This window comes from Streptomyces sp. NPDC102360, from assembly GCF_044766085.1.
Lineage (GTDB): Bacteria > Actinomycetota > Actinomycetes > Streptomycetales > Streptomycetaceae > Streptomyces.
This window is the reverse complement of the sequence record NZ_JBIWLG010000006.1, coordinates 73,611-89,362: the sequence shown is the minus strand read 5'-3', so window position 1 is coordinate 89,362 and position 15,752 is coordinate 73,611. Positions and strand designations below refer to the sequence as shown.

The 15,752-nt window shown below is 71.9% G+C and carries 16 protein-coding genes and 1 pseudogene; 8 read left to right on the top strand and 9 right to left on the bottom strand.

What is annotated here, in order from left to right; all coding sequences use genetic code 11:
• Positions 1–17 precede the first annotated feature (17 nt).
• Genes ACIRHA_RS23785 through ACIRHA_RS23770 form a run of 4 tightly spaced genes read left to right on the top strand, consistent with a single transcriptional unit; the run spans position 18 to position 3,973 of the window.
• The gene (locus ACIRHA_RS23785) at positions 18–734 is read left to right on the top strand and encodes a DsbA family oxidoreductase (RefSeq protein ID WP_403849188.1); all 717 of its coding nucleotides are present in this window, start codon (positions 18–20) and stop codon (positions 732–734) included.
• A 46-nt stretch (positions 735–780) separates the two neighbouring features.
• Positions 781–1,917 carry an aminotransferase class V-fold PLP-dependent enzyme gene (locus tag ACIRHA_RS23780; protein ID WP_403850097.1) on the top strand — a complete coding sequence of 379 codons (1,137 nt, stop codon included), beginning with the start codon at positions 781–783 and terminating at the stop codon, positions 1,915–1,917.
• Positions 1,918–1,961: 44 nt separating this feature from the next.
• Positions 1,962–2,585, top strand: a complete 624-nt coding sequence (locus tag ACIRHA_RS23775) for a sigma-70 family RNA polymerase sigma factor (RefSeq protein ID WP_403849185.1) — start codon at positions 1,962–1,964, stop codon at positions 2,583–2,585.
• Positions 2,585–3,973, top strand: a complete 1,389-nt coding sequence (locus ACIRHA_RS23770; protein ID WP_403849182.1) for a maleylpyruvate isomerase family mycothiol-dependent enzyme — start codon at positions 2,585–2,587, stop codon at positions 3,971–3,973. The genes ACIRHA_RS23775 and ACIRHA_RS23770 overlap by 1 nt, the downstream gene beginning before the upstream one ends.
• A 29-nt stretch (positions 3,974–4,002) precedes the next feature.
• Here ACIRHA_RS23770 and ACIRHA_RS23765 read toward each other — a convergent pair whose 3' ends face one another.
• Positions 4,003–4,497, bottom strand: coding sequence for a MarR family winged helix-turn-helix transcriptional regulator (locus ACIRHA_RS23765; RefSeq protein WP_403849179.1), 495 nt, complete (start codon positions 4,495–4,497; stop codon positions 4,003–4,005).
• Positions 4,498–4,661: 164 nt separating this feature from the next.
• Between ACIRHA_RS23765 and ACIRHA_RS23760 the strand changes: the two genes are divergently transcribed.
• Positions 4,662–5,726 (top strand): alkene reductase, encoded by a 1,065-nt coding sequence (locus tag ACIRHA_RS23760; RefSeq protein WP_403849176.1) that lies wholly within the window; start codon positions 4,662–4,664, stop codon positions 5,724–5,726.
• Positions 5,727–5,795: 69 nt separating this feature from the next.
• Here the strand turns inward: ACIRHA_RS23760 and thpD are convergent, their stop codons facing one another.
• The 5 genes from thpD to ACIRHA_RS23735 form a co-directional block, all read right to left on the bottom strand.
• The gene (gene thpD / locus ACIRHA_RS23755; protein WP_403849173.1) at positions 5,796–6,692 is read right to left on the bottom strand and encodes an ectoine hydroxylase; all 897 of its coding nucleotides are present in this window, start codon (positions 6,690–6,692) and stop codon (positions 5,796–5,798) included.
• A gap of 5 nt (positions 6,693–6,697) precedes the next feature.
• Positions 6,698–7,102, bottom strand: coding sequence for an ectoine synthase (locus ACIRHA_RS23750; protein ID WP_266721029.1), 405 nt, complete (start codon positions 7,100–7,102; stop codon positions 6,698–6,700).
• Positions 7,103–7,141: 39 nt separating this feature from the next.
• On the bottom strand, positions 7,142–8,413 hold the full coding sequence (gene ectB / locus ACIRHA_RS23745; RefSeq protein WP_403849169.1) for a diaminobutyrate--2-oxoglutarate transaminase: 1,272 nt from the start codon (positions 8,411–8,413) through the stop codon (positions 7,142–7,144).
• 64 nt (positions 8,414–8,477) lie between these two features.
• Positions 8,478–9,020, bottom strand: a complete 543-nt coding sequence (ectA, locus tag ACIRHA_RS23740; protein ID WP_403849166.1) for a diaminobutyrate acetyltransferase — start codon at positions 9,018–9,020, stop codon at positions 8,478–8,480.
• A gap of 400 nt (positions 9,021–9,420) precedes the next feature.
• Positions 9,421–10,521 carry a pyridoxal-phosphate-dependent aminotransferase family protein gene (locus ACIRHA_RS23735; protein WP_403849163.1) on the bottom strand — a complete coding sequence of 367 codons (1,101 nt, stop codon included), beginning with the start codon at positions 10,519–10,521 and terminating at the stop codon, positions 9,421–9,423.
• Between the two features lie 75 nt (positions 10,522–10,596).
• On the opposite strand from ACIRHA_RS23735, the gene ACIRHA_RS23730 reads away from it, so the two are divergent.
• Positions 10,597–11,691: an amidohydrolase family protein gene (locus ACIRHA_RS23730; protein ID WP_403849160.1), complete on the top strand. Its 1,095-nt coding sequence runs from the start codon at positions 10,597–10,599 to the stop codon at positions 11,689–11,691.
• Positions 11,692–11,962: 271 nt separating this feature from the next.
• Positions 11,963–12,901: an SCO1860 family LAETG-anchored protein gene (locus ACIRHA_RS23725; protein WP_403849157.1), complete on the top strand. Its 939-nt coding sequence runs from the start codon at positions 11,963–11,965 to the stop codon at positions 12,899–12,901.
• 154 nt (positions 12,902–13,055) lie between these two features.
• Here the strand turns inward: ACIRHA_RS23725 and cobC are convergent, their stop codons facing one another.
• The 3 genes and pseudogenes from cobC to ACIRHA_RS23710 form a co-directional block, all read right to left on the bottom strand.
• Entirely contained in the window at positions 13,056–14,153 is a 1,098-nt protein-coding gene (gene cobC / locus ACIRHA_RS23720) for an Rv2231c family pyridoxal phosphate-dependent protein CobC (RefSeq protein ID WP_403850094.1), read from the bottom strand.
• An 81-nt stretch (positions 14,154–14,234) separates the two neighbouring features.
• A pseudogene (locus ACIRHA_RS23715) lies at positions 14,235–14,516 on the bottom strand (CbiX/SirB N-terminal domain-containing protein); the annotation flags it as partial.
• Between the two features lie 78 nt (positions 14,517–14,594).
• Positions 14,595–14,969, bottom strand: a complete 375-nt coding sequence (locus ACIRHA_RS23710) for a cobalamin biosynthesis protein (RefSeq protein ID WP_403849154.1) — start codon at positions 14,967–14,969, stop codon at positions 14,595–14,597.
• A gap of 48 nt (positions 14,970–15,017) precedes the next feature.
• Between ACIRHA_RS23710 and ACIRHA_RS23705 the strand changes: the two genes are divergently transcribed.
• On the top strand, positions 15,018–15,752 hold the full coding sequence (locus tag ACIRHA_RS23705; protein ID WP_403849151.1) for a ZIP family metal transporter: 735 nt from the start codon (positions 15,018–15,020) through the stop codon (positions 15,750–15,752).

Below are 15,752 nucleotides of genomic sequence, written 5' to 3'. Positions count from 1 at the left end.
GAGAGACCGAGAGACCCATGCGCGTCGAGATCTGGACCGACATCAACTGCCCGTTCTGCTACATCGGCAAGGCCCGCTTCGAGGAGGCGCTCGACGGGTTCGCGCACAAGGACGACGTAGAGGTCGTGCACCGGTCCTTCGAGCTCGACCCGAACGCCAAGCCGGGGGAGACCGGCCTCGTGGTCCCGTACATCGCCAAGAAGTACGGCATCAGCGAGGCCCAGGCCGCCGCCAACGAGCAGGGCCTCGGACAGCAGGCCGGCGCGCTCGGCCTGCCGTACCTCACCGAGGGCCGCGACTTCGGCAACAGCTTCGACCTGCACCGCCTGCTTCACCTCGCCAAGGACAAGGGCGTACAGGACGCGATGATCGACGCCCTGTACCGGGGCAACTTCGCCGAGGAGTCCTCCGTCTTCGCCGACGAGGAGACCGTCGTGCGGCTCGCCGTCGACGCAGGCCTCGACGAGACCGAGGTCCGGGCGGTGCTCGCCGACCCCGACGCGTACGCGGACGAGGTGCGCGCCGACGAGCGGGAGGCCGCCGAGCTCGGCGCGAACGGCGTGCCGTTCTTCGTTCTCGACCGCAAGTTCGGCGTCTCCGGCGCCCAGCCCGCCGAGGTGTTCACGCAGGCACTGACCCAGGCGTGGGCCGACCGCTCCCCGCTCACCGTCATCGACAGCGCGACCGACGCCGACGCCTGCGGCCCCGACGGCTGCGCCGTGCCCCAGCCCTGACCTGCGCAAATAAGCGTCGCTTAGGCGTACTCCACAGAGATTCGCAATAGACGGGCAGGTGGCCGCGCGGCACAGTGGGCCCATGCAGACTTCCGGTGCGCACCAGGTCGTCCCCCAGGTCCTCGACGCGGAGCTGGTCCGCGCGCAGTACAGCCCCGCCGCCACCTACCTGAACACCGCGAGCACGGGCCTCCTCCCGGCCCGCGCCGTGGCCGCCGTCCGCGACGCGGTCGCCGGCATGGCCGAGGGCCGGGCGAACGACTCCCTCTTCGGGGACGTGGAGGAGGCGCGCGCGGCCTTCGCACGGATCGCGGGCGTCCCGGTGAGCCGCGTCGCGACCGGCTCGTCCGTCGCGACCTACACCGGGCTGATCGCCGCTTCGCTGCCCGCGGGGGCCGAAGTCCTCACGGCGGAGGGCGAGTTCAGCTCCACCGTGAACCCCTTCCACGTACGGCGCGACCTCAAGGTGCGCACCGTCCCGCTGGAGGCGCTGCCCGACGCCGTACGCCCGTCGACCGCGCTCGTCGCGGTGAGCGCCGCCCAGTCGGCCGACGGCAGGGTGGCTGACGTCGCCGCCCTGCGCGCGGTCACGCGTGAGCACGGCGCCCGGCTCTACGTCGACGTCTCGCAGGCGGCCGGCTGGTACCCGCTCGCCGCGCACGCCGCCGAGGCCGACTTCCTGGCCTCCGTCGCCTTCAAGTGGCTGACCTGTCCACGCGGCGTCGCCTTCTTCGTCTGCCCGGCGGACCGGGAGGGCTTCGACGCGCTCACGCCAGCCTTCGCCGGCTGGGTCGCGGGGGAGAACCCCTGGGACAGTTGCTACGGCCCCGTCGCCGAACTCGCCCACTCCGCCCGCCGGTTCGACGAGAGCCAGGGCCTCGTCGCGTACGCCGGGGCCCGGCACGCCCTCGCGGTGATCGAGGAGTTGGGCCCGGACGCCATCCGCGCCCACGACCTGGCGCTCGCCGCCCGGTTCCGCGCGGGTCTCGCCGGACTCGGCCACGAACCCGTCCCCGCACCGGACTCGCCGATCGTCTCCGTCCCTGGACTAGGCGCGAAACAGCCGGAGTTGGAGAAGATCGGGCTCCAACTCTCCGACCGGGCCGGGAACCTGCGGGCCTCCTTCCACCTCTACAACACCCCCGCCGATGTCGACCGCCTCCTGGACGCACTCTCCGGCTGAGGTCTGGCGCGGGGCCGCGCAGGGCACTAGGAAGGCACTACGAGGTGGTGGTGCCGGTGGCCCGTACGGATGCGTACGACCCCAAGAACCGGGCCGCGGCCGACGCCGAGCTGCACCGACGTCTCGTCTACGGTGACGAGACCGCGCTCTCCGAGGCGTACGACGTGTACAGCGGGCTCGTCCGTGGCGTCGCCGTGCGGGTGACCCGCACGGCGGGGGCGGCGGACGACGTGGCACAAGAGGTCTTCGCGCAGCTGTGGGCGCGGCCCTACGCCTTCGACGCGCGGCGCGGCTCGCTCCGCACCTGGCTCACCGTGCTGGCGCACCGCCGCGCGGTCGACTGGGTGCGCAGCGAGGCCCGGCACCGCAAGGCCCACGCCGCGGACGACGCGGCGCTGCACGCCATCCCGGCCTCCGAACCGGGGCCCGACGAGCGGGTCGTCGACCGTGAGCGCGCGCTGCTCCTGCACTCGGCGCTGGCCCAACTCCCGCTGCCGCAACGTCAGGTGGTGCACCTGGCGTACTTCGCGGGCCGGACGTACCGTCAGGCGGCGGCGGAACTCGGCATCCCGGAAGGGACCGCCAAGACCCGCCTGCGCACCGCACTGCACCGCCTGGCCGAAACCCTGGCGGAGCCGGACTACGAGGCTCACGAAAGGGGCGCCTGATGGCCACGGACGCGCGCGACCACGGATCAGTGAGCGAACTCCTGGGCGCCTGGGCCCTGAACGCCCTCCCCGCCGACGAACAGCGCGCCGTTCCCGCACACTTGGCGGACTGCGAGGAGTGCGCGGCCGAGGCGGAACGCCTGAGGGCGACGGTCCGGACCTTGAACGTCCCACCCGGCCCGGACTCGAACGGCCCCGGAAACGGCTCGACCGGCCACGGTACGGCCGACGGGGCCGACCTCCCGCTGCACACCAGCGGTGCGCCGCAGGGGAACGCGCCCGACCTCCCGGTCCACGCCGACGGCCCGCCGCGGCGCGACCCGGTCGGTCATCCGCTGCACACCAGCGGTGCGCCGCAGGGGAACGCGCCCGACCTCCCGGTCCACGCCGACGGCCCGTCGCGGCGCGACCCGGCCGGTCATCCGCTGCACACCGGCGGTGCGCCGCAGGTCGACGCTGAGGGGCACCCGCCGCTTCACACCGGCAACCCCGCGGCCGACCTCCCGCTGCACGCCGACGGCCCGCCGCGGCGCGACCCGGCCGGGGCTCCCGTCCGCGGCACCGGCCCCCTCGCCGCCGCCCTGGCGCACCGACCGCCCGCACCTCGCGGCCCCGGCGCCACCGCCCCGCACGCCCAGCCCTACGCGGCCACCGTCGCCGCCCTCCAGGCGCTGCTCGCCGAGGCGGACGGCGCATGGTCCACGGAGGTGGTGCACGGCTGGACGGTGCGCGACACGGTCGCGCACCTCATCGCCGCCGACGAACCGCTGGCCGTCCACCTCGGCCTGCCGGCCCACGAACCGCCCGCCGGCGCGGTGGAGGGCAGCGACTGGCGCACGGTCTGGGAGGCCCGCACCCGCACCGTCATCGCCCACGAACGCGCGCGTGACCCGCACGCCACCGTTGCCGTCTGGCACGCGCGGGCCGCCGAGCTGCTCGCCGCCCCCGCCGCCCGCGACCCCGAACTCGCCGCGCAGGCGGCTACGTTGATGGGGGCGCGGCTGCCCGTCGCCGAGCACTTCCTGGTCCGCGCCTTCGAGACGTGGATCCACAGCCACGACATCGGCCGCGCCCTGGACCGCCCCGTGCCCCCGCCGCCCGCCGGCCACCTGTGGCGCCTGGTGCGCCTCGCGGTGCGGCTCCTCGGCCGGGCGCTCGGCCCGCAGGCCCCGCCCGTCGCCCTCACCGTCACGGACGCGAGCCGCACCACGGAGTGGGTCCTCGGCTCCGAGGACGAGCCGGTCAGGGCCGAACTCGCCCTGGACCCGGTCGACTTCTGTCTCCTCATCGGTGGCCGCACCGCCCCCGACACCCTCCCGCCGGGAACCGGCGACCCGGCGGCGGCCCGCACCCTCCTGGACCGGGCGGTTCAACTGGCGTGGCTGTGAAGGGCCGGGGGCCCACCAGCACCTGACCCCTACGGGCAGTCCTCCGCCCTGGCCTCCGCGCACAGATTGCCCTCGACCAGCGCCAGCAGCCGCGCGAACTCCGCCCGGTCCCGCTCGGAGAGCCCCGCCAGGGTCTGCTCCTCCAGCGTTCCCCACACCCCGGCCACGTCCTCCAGGAGCCCGCAGCTGCGCTCCGTCGCTTCGACGAGTGAGGCGCGGCGGTCGCCCGGATCGGGGGTCCGGCGCACGTGCCCGGACTGCTCCAGGCGTTGCAGCATCTTCGTGACCGTGGACGGATCCAGGTCGAGCGTCTTGATCAGCTCGGACTGACGGACGGGCCCCTTGTCCCACAGGTGCATCATCACGAACTCCTGCCCCGGATAGAGCCCGAGCCCGCGCAGCCGCTGCCCGGCGGCGATCCGGTGCAGCCGGGCGACGCGGGAGAGAGCGAGGCTGACGGGGCCGCCGCGGGCGGCGACCGGGATCCGACCGGTACAGGCGGGGTCCTCGGCGGTGGGGGACATGGGGGCTCCTCTCGATGTCTCCCGAGATTACCTTGGCCGGCCAATTAATGCGTTACAGTGAAGGCGGCTCGATTGATTGGCCGACCAATGATTTATTGCGGTCCTGTGTCATTCCTGTGGCGCCCTGTGTCGCCCGCTGCCGCAACCCGTTGAACGGAGTAGCCATGACCACCGCTTTCGACCCCATCGACCTCCCCGGCACCCGCCTGGCCAACCGCATAGCCATGGCCCCCATGACCCGCAGCCGGGCCGGCGAGGGCGGCACCGCCACCGCCCTGACCGCCGAGTACTACGCGCAGCGCGCCTCCGCGGGGCTCATCGTCACCGAGGGGATCCAGCCCTCGGCCGTGGGTCAGGGCTATGCCTGGACGCCGGGCCTGCACACGGCGGAGCAGATCGATTCCTGGCGCCCGGTCACCGACGCCGTGCACGCCAAGGGCGGCAAGATCTTCGCCCAGGTGATGCACGCGGGCCGGATCGGCCACCCGTCGCTGCAGCCGGACGGCGGCGCGCCGGTCGCCCCCTCCGCCGTCGCCCCGGAGGGCCAGGCCTTCACGAACGAGGGCTTCCAGGACTTCACGACCCCGCGCGAGCTGACCTCGGACGAGGTCCGCGCGACCGTGGCCGACTTCGCCGAGGCCGCCCGCGGCGCCGTGGCGGCCGGCTTCGACGGCGTCGAACTGCACGGGGCCAACGGCTACTTGATCCACCAGTTCCTCTCGCCCGGCACGAATCTGCGCACCGACGAGTGGGGCGGCAGCGTGGCGAACCGGATCCGGTTCGCCGTGGAAGCCGTCAGGGCCGTCGCCGAGGCCATCGGCGCCGAGCGCACCGCCATCCGCCTCTCGCCCGGCAACCCGTACAACTCCATGGGGGACCACGACACGGTCGAGACCTACACCGCGCTCGTGGACGCCCTGGAGCCGCTGGGCCTCGGCTACCTGCACGTACTGGAAGTGGGCGAGCCCAGCCGCGAGGTGACCGTCGACCTGCGCAAGCGGTTCAGCGGCCCCTTCGTGCTCAACGCGCACACCGAGGGGCCGACCGACCACAGGTCCCTCGGCCTGGTCGAGGAAGGAGTCGCCGACATCCTCAGCTTCGGCGCCCTCTTCCTCGCCAACCCGGACCTGCCGGACCGCCTCAGGAGCGCGGGCCCGTACAACGCCCCGGACCCGGCGTCCTTCTTCGGCGGCACCGAGAAGGGCTACACGGACTACCCCACCCGGTAACCCGTAACGGAAACAGAAGTTGGGGCGGGACCGAAGACGGTCCCGCCCCAACTCACGTTCGTACGAGGATCACTTCACCGGCGTGAAGTCGCGCGCCCCGATGTACTCAGGACGCCGCACCGGCGCCGCGAACGGCTCCACCGCCGTGTTCTCCACGCTGTTGAACACGATGAACACGTTCGAGCGCGGGTACGGGGTGATGTTGTCGCCGGATCCGTGCATGGCGTTGCAGTCGAACCACGTCGCCGAGCCGGGGCTGCCGGTGAACAGCTGGATGCCGTGCGCGTCCGCGAACTTGCTCAGCGACTCGTCCGAGGGCAGGCCGGCGTCCTGCATCTGCAGCGACCGCTTGTAGTTGTCCTTCGGCGTCTCACCCGCGCAGCCGAGGAACGTCTTGTGCGAGCCGGGCATGATCATGAGCCCGCCGTTGGTGTCGTAGTTCTCCGTCAGAGCGATGGAGACGGACACCGTCCGCATGTTCGGCAGGCCGTCCTCGGCGTGCCAGGTCTCGAAGTCCGAGTGCCAGTAGAAGCCTCGCGCCCCGAAACCGGGCTTGACGTTGATCCGCGACTGGTGGACGTAGACGTCCGAACCGAGGATCTGACGGGCCCGCTCGACGATGCGCTCGTCACGCACCAGACCGGCGAAGACCTCGCTGATCTTGTGGATCTCGAAGACCGACCGGATCTCCTGCGACTGCTTCTCGACGATGGCGCGCTCGTCGGCGCGCATCGTCGGATCGGTCACCAGACGGTTCAACTCGGCCTGGTAGATGCCGATTTCGTCCGGGCCGATCAGCTCGTCGATGGCGAGGAAACCGTCCCGCTCGAAGGAAGCGAGGTCCGACTGGCGGATCGGCCCTCGCGCTCCCTCCGCAGACCAGACGACCGGGTCGACACGCGGCGTGGCCACCTCGGAGGCGCCTCGCGTCGGGTACAGGTCCGTGATGTCGGGTGCGGTCGTCATCGGGATCAGGCCTCCTCGTCCTCTGTCAGCAGCGGGTAGACGCCGTTCTCGTCGTGGTCCTCCCGTCCGGTCACCGGAGGGTTGAACACGCAGACGCAGCGGAAGTCGGTCTTCGGGCGCATGGTGTGCTTCTCATGACCGTCCAGGAGGTACATCGTCCCCGGCTCGATCCAATGCGTCTCACCGGTCTCCCGGTTGGTGAGCTCGGCCTCGCCCTCCACGCACAGTACGGCCTCGATGTGGTTGGCGTACCACATGTCGGTCTCGGTCCCCGCGTACAGGATCGTCTCGTGCAGAGAGAAGCCGACCTTCTCCTTCGCAAGCACGATGCGCTTGCTCTCCCAGGTGCCGGTCGCCGACTTCACATGCCGGTCGGTGTTCTCGATCTCCTTGAACGAACGGACAATCACGGTGAGTTGCTGCCTTTCCTCGTAACTTTGTTGTGCTGGTCAGGCGGTCTCGCGCACGGCTCGGGTGAGCGTGCGAAGCCCCTCGTCCAGCTCTTCGCGTGTGATCGTCAGTGCCGGAAGCAGCTTGACGACCTCGCTCTCGGGGCCGGAGGTCTCGATGAGCAGGCCCAGCTCGAAGGCCCGCTTGGCGACCCTGCCGGCCCGGTCCTTGTCACGGAACTCGATGCCCCAGACCAGGCCGCGGCCGCGGTATTCGACGATCTCGTCGTGGTACTCCGTGCGCAGCGCGCCGAGGACCTCGTCGACCTGCTCGCCGCGCTCCAGGGTCTGCTTCTCCATGGCCGCGCCGTCGGTCCAGTACGTCTCCAGGGCAGCGGACGCCGTCACGAACGCCGGGTTGTTGCCGCGGAACGTGCCGTTGTGCTCGCCCGGCTCCCAGACGTCGAGCTCCGGCTTGAACATGCACAGCGACATGGGGAGCCCGTACCCGCTGATGGACTTCGAAACGGTCACGATGTCCGGCGTGATGCCCGCCTCCTCGAAGGAGAAGAAGGCACCGGTGCGGCCGCAGCCCATCTGAATGTCGTCGACGATCAGGAGCATGTCCCAACGTTCGCAGACATCCGCCAGTTTGCGCAGCCACTCGGCGCGGGCGACATTGATGCCGCCCTCGCCCTGGACCGTCTCGACGATCACGGCGGCCGGGGTGTTCAGGCCGGAGCCGGAGTCCTCGAGGAGGCGCTCGAACCAGATGAAGTCCGGCGTCTGCCCGTCGAGGTAGTTGTCGAACGGCATCGGCGTGCCGTGCACCAGCGGGATGCCGGCGCCCGCGCGCTTGAACGCGTTGCCGGTCACCGCGAGCGCGCCGAGCGACATTCCGTGGAAGGCGTTGGTGAAGGACACGATCGACTCGCGGCCCTTGACCTTGCGGGCCAGCTTCAGCGCGGCCTCGACGGCGTTGGTGCCCGTCGGACCCGGGAACATGACCTTGTAGGGCAGGTCGCGCGGGCGCAGGATGATGTTCTGGAAGGACTCCAGGAAGTTGCGCTTGGCCGAGGTCGACATGTCGAGCCCGTGCACGACGCTGTCGCGCTCCAGGTAGTCGATCAGGGCGCGTTTCAGGACCGGGTTGTTGTGGCCGTAGTTCAGCGATCCGGCACCGGCGAAGAAGTCCAGGTACTCGTGGCCGTCCTCGTCGTACATACGGCTGCCCTGGGCCCGGTCGAAGACGGTGGGCCAGCTGCGGCAGTAGCTGCGCACCTCCGACTCAAGGGTCTCGAAGACGCTCAGGTCCGGCTGGGTGATGGTCACAGCGAAAACTCCTCTAGGGAGGGGAAGTTCAGGGGGGTTCGGGATGAGTGGGGCGAGGGCGGACTCAGGCCAGCGGGCCTATGCGGTACAGCTCCTCGGGCAGGTGCCCGTCGTCCGGGAACAGGCCGGCGTCGAACAGCACCGTCCGGGCCACACCGACGCCGTGCCGGCGGGCGAACGAGGTGAACAGGGCCTGGGAGGCGGCGTTGTCGGGCGTGATGGTCGTCTCCAGCGTGGTGACCGGACGCGCCGCCGCGACCCGCGCGGCCAGCCCGTCGAGCAGTGCGGCGGCGAGGCCGCGCCCGCGCTGCGCAGCGTCCACGGCGACCTGCCACACCACGAGGATGTCGGGTCGGTCGGGACGTACGTAACCGGTGATGAAACCGGCCACCTCACCCTTCTCGTCGCGGGCGATCACCGACGTGGCGGCGAAGTCGCGACACCACAGCAGGTAGCTGTAGGAGGAGTTGAGGTCGAGCACCTTCGAGTCGCGGGCGATACGCCAGATCGCGGCTCCGTCGGCCACCTCGGGGTGGACGATCTTCAGTCCGTCGGGGACCGGGGCCACTTCGGCGACTTCCAGGAATTGCGCTTGTGCGGCGGTCATGCAAATTGAATTTACCGAGCAATTTGCGGGATTGCACCCGCGGATGGGGTTACGGAACGCGGGGTTGTGTGTTATCGCGCGCAGGTGGGCGCGCGCACGAAATCGCGGTGCTATGTCCCGGTTTGAGTGGGGCAAAACGGTCGTATCTAAATTAGTGTGGAGTACGTCACAGCGTCGTAATCGCCACGAGACGCGTCCGAATTACGACGGTTCCCGTTGATGAAATCTCTGCGTTTACGTCGCCGGAGAGCGGGCAGAAGCAGAACAGGAAGCCTCGCCTGATGCCCCTGATAAAGTGCGGGACAATTCTGCCTGAACAATTCTTGGATAAAAACAAAGGCGCCGCCCCGAAAAGGAGCGACGCCCAGAGGCGAGTGCGCCGGTTCGTGCGCCGGGGCGCCTATTCCCAGGCGGCCGCGATCGCCTTTCGCGCCCCTTCCAGATCCACCTCGAACCCGGCCTCCGCGAGCGCCCCGCCGAGCGCGGCGAGCGAGGACTGCACGACGCCTCGGGTCGCCTGCGGACCGTAGTGGTTGACCCGGATCATCTCCTGCGCGAGCGCGCCGCCCCCCGCGACCAGCGGAAGGACCGGGTCCACTGCCAGCGCCCTCGCCACCAGTTCGCGGGCGTCCGTGCCGGCGGGCGCGCGCAGTGTAGTGGCGACAGGGGCGGCGTCGCGGGCTTCGTGGACGTATGGCTCAAGTCCACCGCCCAGCGCGAGCGTTCCGGCGCGGGTGGCCGCGGCGGCCGACGCGTGCCGCGCCATCAGGGCGTCCAGGTCCTCGCCCTCGATGCGCTCCACGCACGCCTCCAGGGCGAGCATCTCCAGCTGCGCAGGCGCGTGCAGCAGCGCCTTGCGCCCGCCGTCCACCCACCGCTGCTTCCAGTCGAGGAGCGAGAGGTAGGAGTGGCGCGGCGCGTTCGGATTGGCGGCCATCCGCTCCCAGGCCCGCGCGCTGACGGAGACGGCCGAGACACCGGCCGGGCCGCCCATCGCCTTCTGGGCGCCGATCACGCACAGGTCCACGCCCCACGCGTCGGGGAGCACCGGCTCGGCGGCGATCGACGCGACGGCGTCCAGGTAGAACAACGCGCCGTGCCTGCTCACCACTTCACCGATCTCGGCGACCGGGTTGGTGTTCCCCGTCGCGGCCTCCGCGTGCACCAGCGACACGAAGTCGATCTCCGGGTGCTCGGCGAGCGCCTGCCCGACCTGCTCGGCGGTGACGGCCGTGTGGAAGGGCACCGCGAGGTCGTGCACCGTGGCGCCGCAGTCCCGCAGCCAGTCGCCGAAGGTCTGCCCGTACGGACCGGTGATCACGTTCAGCGCCACCGTGCCGGGGCCCGCGGCCCCGCGGATCGCGCCCTCCAGCGGAAGCAGCGCCTCACCCTGCATGATCACGACATCCTGCGAGGTGTCCATCAGCCGGGCCACCCGGTCCTCGATGGAGGCGAAATGCTCGGCGCTCAACGGGGCCAGGTCGAGAAACGGATGCGTCACGGTGGTGCTCTCTTCGCTCACGGGTTCGTACGGGTGCCGGTGTCGAGCGTACCGACCGCCTCATAGGCTGCGCGCATGAGTATGGGCGGGGTACTGCACGTGAAGGGCCGGGTCCTCGTCGGACCCGACGACGTACGCGACGAACTGTGGGTGGTCGACGGCCGGATCGCATACCAACGACCGGTGACGGCGGGCCTCGACGTCACCACCGTCGAGGGCTGGGCGCTGCCCGGCCTCGTCGACGCGCACTGCCACGTCGGGCTCGGCACGCACGGCCCCGTCGACGCCGAGACCGCGGAGAAGCAGGCCCTGACCGACCGCGACCACGGCACACTGCTGCTGCGCGACGCGGGCTCCCCGTCCGACACCCGCTGGGTCGACGACCGCGAGGACCTGCCGCGCATCATCCGCGCCGGCCGGCACATCGCCCGCACCCGCCGTTACATTCGCAACTTCGCGCACGAGATCGAGCCCGAGGAACTCGTCGCGTACGTCGCCCAGGAGGCGCGGCGAGGCGACGGCTGGGTCAAGCTCGTCGGCGACTGGATCGACCGGGCGACGGGCGACCTCGGCGCCTGCTGGCCGCGTGACGCGGTCGAGGCGGCGATCGCCGAGGCGCACCGCCTCGGCGCGCGTGTGACCGCCCACTGCTTCGCGGAGGACTCCCTCCGCGACCTCGTCGAGGCGGGCATCGACTGCATCGAGCACGCCACGGGACTGACCGACGACACCATCCCGCTGTTCGCGGAGCGCGGTGTCGCGATCGTCCCGACCCTCGTCAACATCGCCACGTTCCCGCAGCTCGCGGCGGGCGGCGAGAGCAAGTTCCCCGAGTGGTCCGCGCACATGCGCCGCCTCTACGACCGCCGCTACGACACGGTCCGCAACGCCTACGACGCCGGGGTCCCGGTCTACGTCGGCACGGACGCGGGCGGCTCCCTCGCGCACGGCCTGGTGGCGGGCGAGGTCGAGGAGCTGGTGAAGGCCGGCATCCCGCCCGTCGAGGCGCTCTCGGCGACGGCGTGGGGCGCGCGGTCCTGGCTCGGCCGCCCCGCCCTGGAGGAGGGCGCGTCCGCGGACCTCGTGGTCTACGGCGCGGATCCACGCGAGGACGTGCGGGTGCTGGCGGCGCCGCGCCGGATCGTGCTGCGGGGCACCGTGGTCGGCTGAGCGGGTTGACGCGGCGGGACCGATGGGACGTACGGGCCACGTGATTCGAAGGCGTGCACGGAAACGCCACTTTGGAGTGAACTCGATGAACGTGGCCGCCCGTTCACTCTCAGTGCGTAAAGATTCCCTTACCGATGACCAGTCGAGGCGGTTCCGTCCCGTTCCGTCTCGTTCCGTCTCGTTCCGTCTGTTTCCGTCTGTTTCCGTCCCGGCCTGTTCCGTGCAGTCCCGTCACGCACGGTCCCGGCTCGTACTTGGGGGTCCCACCGCCATGCCCAGCTCCACCCTGACCACCGTCCTGCGCACGCCCGCCCGCCGCGTCGCCGCGACCGCCGCGGCCACCGCGCTCGCCCTCGGCCCCACCGTGCTCGCGACCGCGGGCCCGGCCGCGGCCACCGAGCACAGCGGGGGCAAGGCCGGCGCCGTCGTGCTCCGCACAGGACTCGACGTATCGCTCCTCAACAAGACCGTGAACGTCCCGCTCAAGGTCTCGCTGAACGAGGTGCAGGCACCCAAGAGCGCCGACAAGACCGCGCTGACCGCGACGTTGGACGGGGTCGACGACGGGCAGCCGTTCAGCGTGCTGCGCGCGGACGTGGCGAAGGCGAGGGCCACGGTCGAGGGGGCGAAGGCGGAGGGCCTCACGCAGCTCGCCCACGCCAAGGTCCACGTCCCCGGCCTGCCGCTGCTCTCCCTCATCGAGGTCGACCAGGTCACGTCCAAGGCGCTGTGCGTCGCGGGGGAGAAGCCGGTCGCCGAGTCGAACCTGCTGGGCGGCGTCACCATCCTCGGCAAGAAGATCACGCTGTCGACCGGCGGCACGACGTCCATCAAGGTCCCGGAGGTCGGCGAGGTGACGCTCGGCCTCTCCAACCGTTCCACTACGGACACCACGGCCGCCGCCTCCGCCCTCCAACTCAAGGTCCACGTCAACCCGTTGAACCTCAACGTCGCCGAGGTCGACGGCGAGGTCACGCTCGCGGAGGCCACCTGCGAGACGCCGAAGGCGGCGGAGGCGCCTGCGCCCGCGCCGAAGCCTCAGGGGGAGCAGGCCGACGCCCCGGTCCAGAAGCCGGCGTCCGACAAGCAGGACCTCGCGGAGACGGGCGGCAACGACATGACTCCGTACATCGTGGGCGGCGCGATCGTGCTGCTCGTCGCCGGCGGCGGCGCGGTGGCCATGGCACGGCGGGGCCGCACTCGGGCGTAGCTGCCCGGGTCACCTGCGGCAATTCAAGCCCCTGCGGCGATTGAGCAGCGGGGTATGGGGCAGAGCCCCAGTCTTTTGAGCCCCTGCGGCGCCGGGGCTTCGGGGCTCCGCCCCGGACCCCGCTGCTCAATCGCCACAGGGGCTCAAATGTGCCTCATTCGCCGCCGATGCGTGAGAGAAGCACTTCCCGCAACGCCCCCACGACCCCCTCACTCGTCGCCCGCCCCCGGACGGCAACCCGCACCCAGTCCGCCCCGAGCCCCGGAAACGTGTCGCCGCGCCGCACCGCGAACCCGGCCGAACGCAACCGCTCCCGCACCACACCCGCATCCGGGACCCGGACGAGGACGAACGGCCCCTCCGCCGGCCCGGCCACCGACACCCCGTACGGCCCCAACTCCCGGAGCAGCCCCACCAGATACTCCCGGTCCGCCGCGACGGCAACCGCCGCGTCCGCCGCCTCCGCGACCCCGCGCGCCGACACGCACGCCTGCGCAGCCGCCAGCGCGGGCGAGGACACCGGCCACAGCGGCTGCGCCCGTTCCAGCTCCGCCACGACCTCCGGCTCCGCCACCACGTACCCGACCCGCAGCCCCGCCAGGCCCCACGTCTTCGTCAGGCTCCGCAGCACCACGAGCCCCGGCACGTCGGTCCGCCCGGCCAGCGACTCCCGCTCGCCCGGCACGGCGTCCATGAACGCCTCGTCGACGACGAGGAACCGTCCGGGTCGTGCCAACTGCCGCAGCACATCCGCCGGGTGCAGCACCGAGGTCGGGTTCGTCGGGTTCCCCACGACCACCAGATCCGCGTCGGGCGGCACGAGCGCCGGATCGAGCCCGAACCCGTCCTCCGCCCGCAGCAGTACCCTCCCCACCGCGTGCCCGGCATCCTCCAACGCGGCCTCGGGCTCGGTGAACTGCGGATGCACGACGACGGGTCTGCGCACCCGCAGCGCCCGCGCGAGCAGCACGAACGCCTCCGCCGCACCGGCCGTCAGCAGCACCCGCTCCACCGGCACCCCGTGGTGCGCCGCCACCGCGGCCCGCGCGGCCCGCCCGTCCGGATACGCCGCGAGCCCGTCCAGGGACCCGGCGATGTGCTCCCGCAGCCACGACGGCGGCGTGCCCGTGCGCACGTTCACCGCGAGATCCGTCAACTTCTCGCCGTCGTCGCGAACTTCGGCGTCCCCGTGGTGCCGCAGATCGGGCCCACCGGCCGGATCCGCCACGACGGGGGCGGCCGCGCAGCGCACGTCGACCTCCGGATGCGCCGCGGCCCACCCCACGGCCTGCGCGTGGCACCGCTGCGAGGACAGGGTTCCGTAGGGCAGCACGACGACCCGCCGCGCGCCGAGCGCCGCACACCGGTCGAGCCCCGCGGGCACGTCGGGAGCCGCCGACACATACGCCGACTCCACGCCCGCGTAGCCGCTGCCCTCCCACAACAGCCGTGCGGCTGCGGCGAGTTCGGCGTTGGCGGCGGAGTCGGCCGAACCGTTCCCGACGAGCAGCACGGTCACATCGGCCCGGTCGCGCGGTCTGCGGGGGCCGCCGCCCAGAACGTCGTCGAGCCGTTGCTCCAGGGCGGCGAGCAGGGCCGGGGGAGGGGTGCGCATGGGGACGGGCTCCTTGCAGGAGGTCGAGAGGGGGGGGAATCCAGAGGGCCAGGGGGGAAGGACAAGCCGGGCCGGTCCCTACCCGGGCCGGGCCACCGCACACGTCACCCGGCCCGGACCCCCGGCCGCCCTGGCCGACGTCCGCTTCGGGACGAGCAGTTCACCACCGCGTACGAGCGCGGCGGCCTCGGCGACGGAAGGGGTGCCCACGGCGGCGCGGGCCCGCGGGGACGGATGCGGCACGGGGACGGCGGCGAGCCGCTCGGCGTCGTACGTCTCCAGGGGCACGCCCAGCGCCCGCGCCGCCGCGACGATGCCGGGCTCCCGGCCCTTCGCGTCGACCGTCGCGAGCGCCAGGACGTCCGTCGCGCCCGCCTCGGCCAGCACGGCCCGGACGAGCCCGAGCACTTCGTCCGCCGAGACCCCGGACCGGGCGCCGACACCGACGACCACACCACCCAGGATGTGCGGACAGGCCCCCGGATGGGTTAGCAAGGGGCCATGGCCGTGATCGTGGCGCTGAGCGCCTTCCTGATGACTTTGGTCGGCGGCTGGACCGCGCAGCGGGTCACCGACCGGCGCCACCTGGTGCTCGGCCTCGCCGGTGGTCTCATGCTCGGCGTGGTCGGCCTCGACCTGCTGCCCGAGGCGCTGGAGGCGGCGGGCGGCGAGGTGCACGGGGTGCCGGCGGCGCTGCTGCTGTTCGTGGCCGGGTTCCTCGGGGCGCACATCATGGAGCACCTGCTGGCCCGCCGCCAGGCCGCCCACGGGGCGGAGGAGGGGGCGTCGGGCGGCCGGGCCCCCGAAGTGGGGATCACGGCGGCGTCCGCGATGGTCGGGCACAGCCTGATGGACGGCATGGCGATCGGCGCCGCGTTCCAGATCGGCGGCGGCATGGGCACGGCCGTGGCGCTCGCCGTGGTCGCCCACGACTTCGCCGACGGCTTCAACACGTACACGATCACCCGCCTCTACGGGAACGCCCGCCGCAAGGCGCTGATCATGCTGTTCGCGGACGCCGCGGCCCCCGTCGTGGGCGCCGCGTCCACGCTCCTGTTCACCATTCCGGAGCAATTGCTCGGCGGCTATCTCGGCTTCTTCGGCGGCGTTCTGCTCTACCTGGCCGCCGCCGAGATCCTCCCGGAGGCCCACCACGATCACCCGGCCCGCTCGACGCTGCTGTGCACCGTCGCCGGCGCGGCCTTCATCTGGCTCGTGGTGGGCATCGCGGGCTGA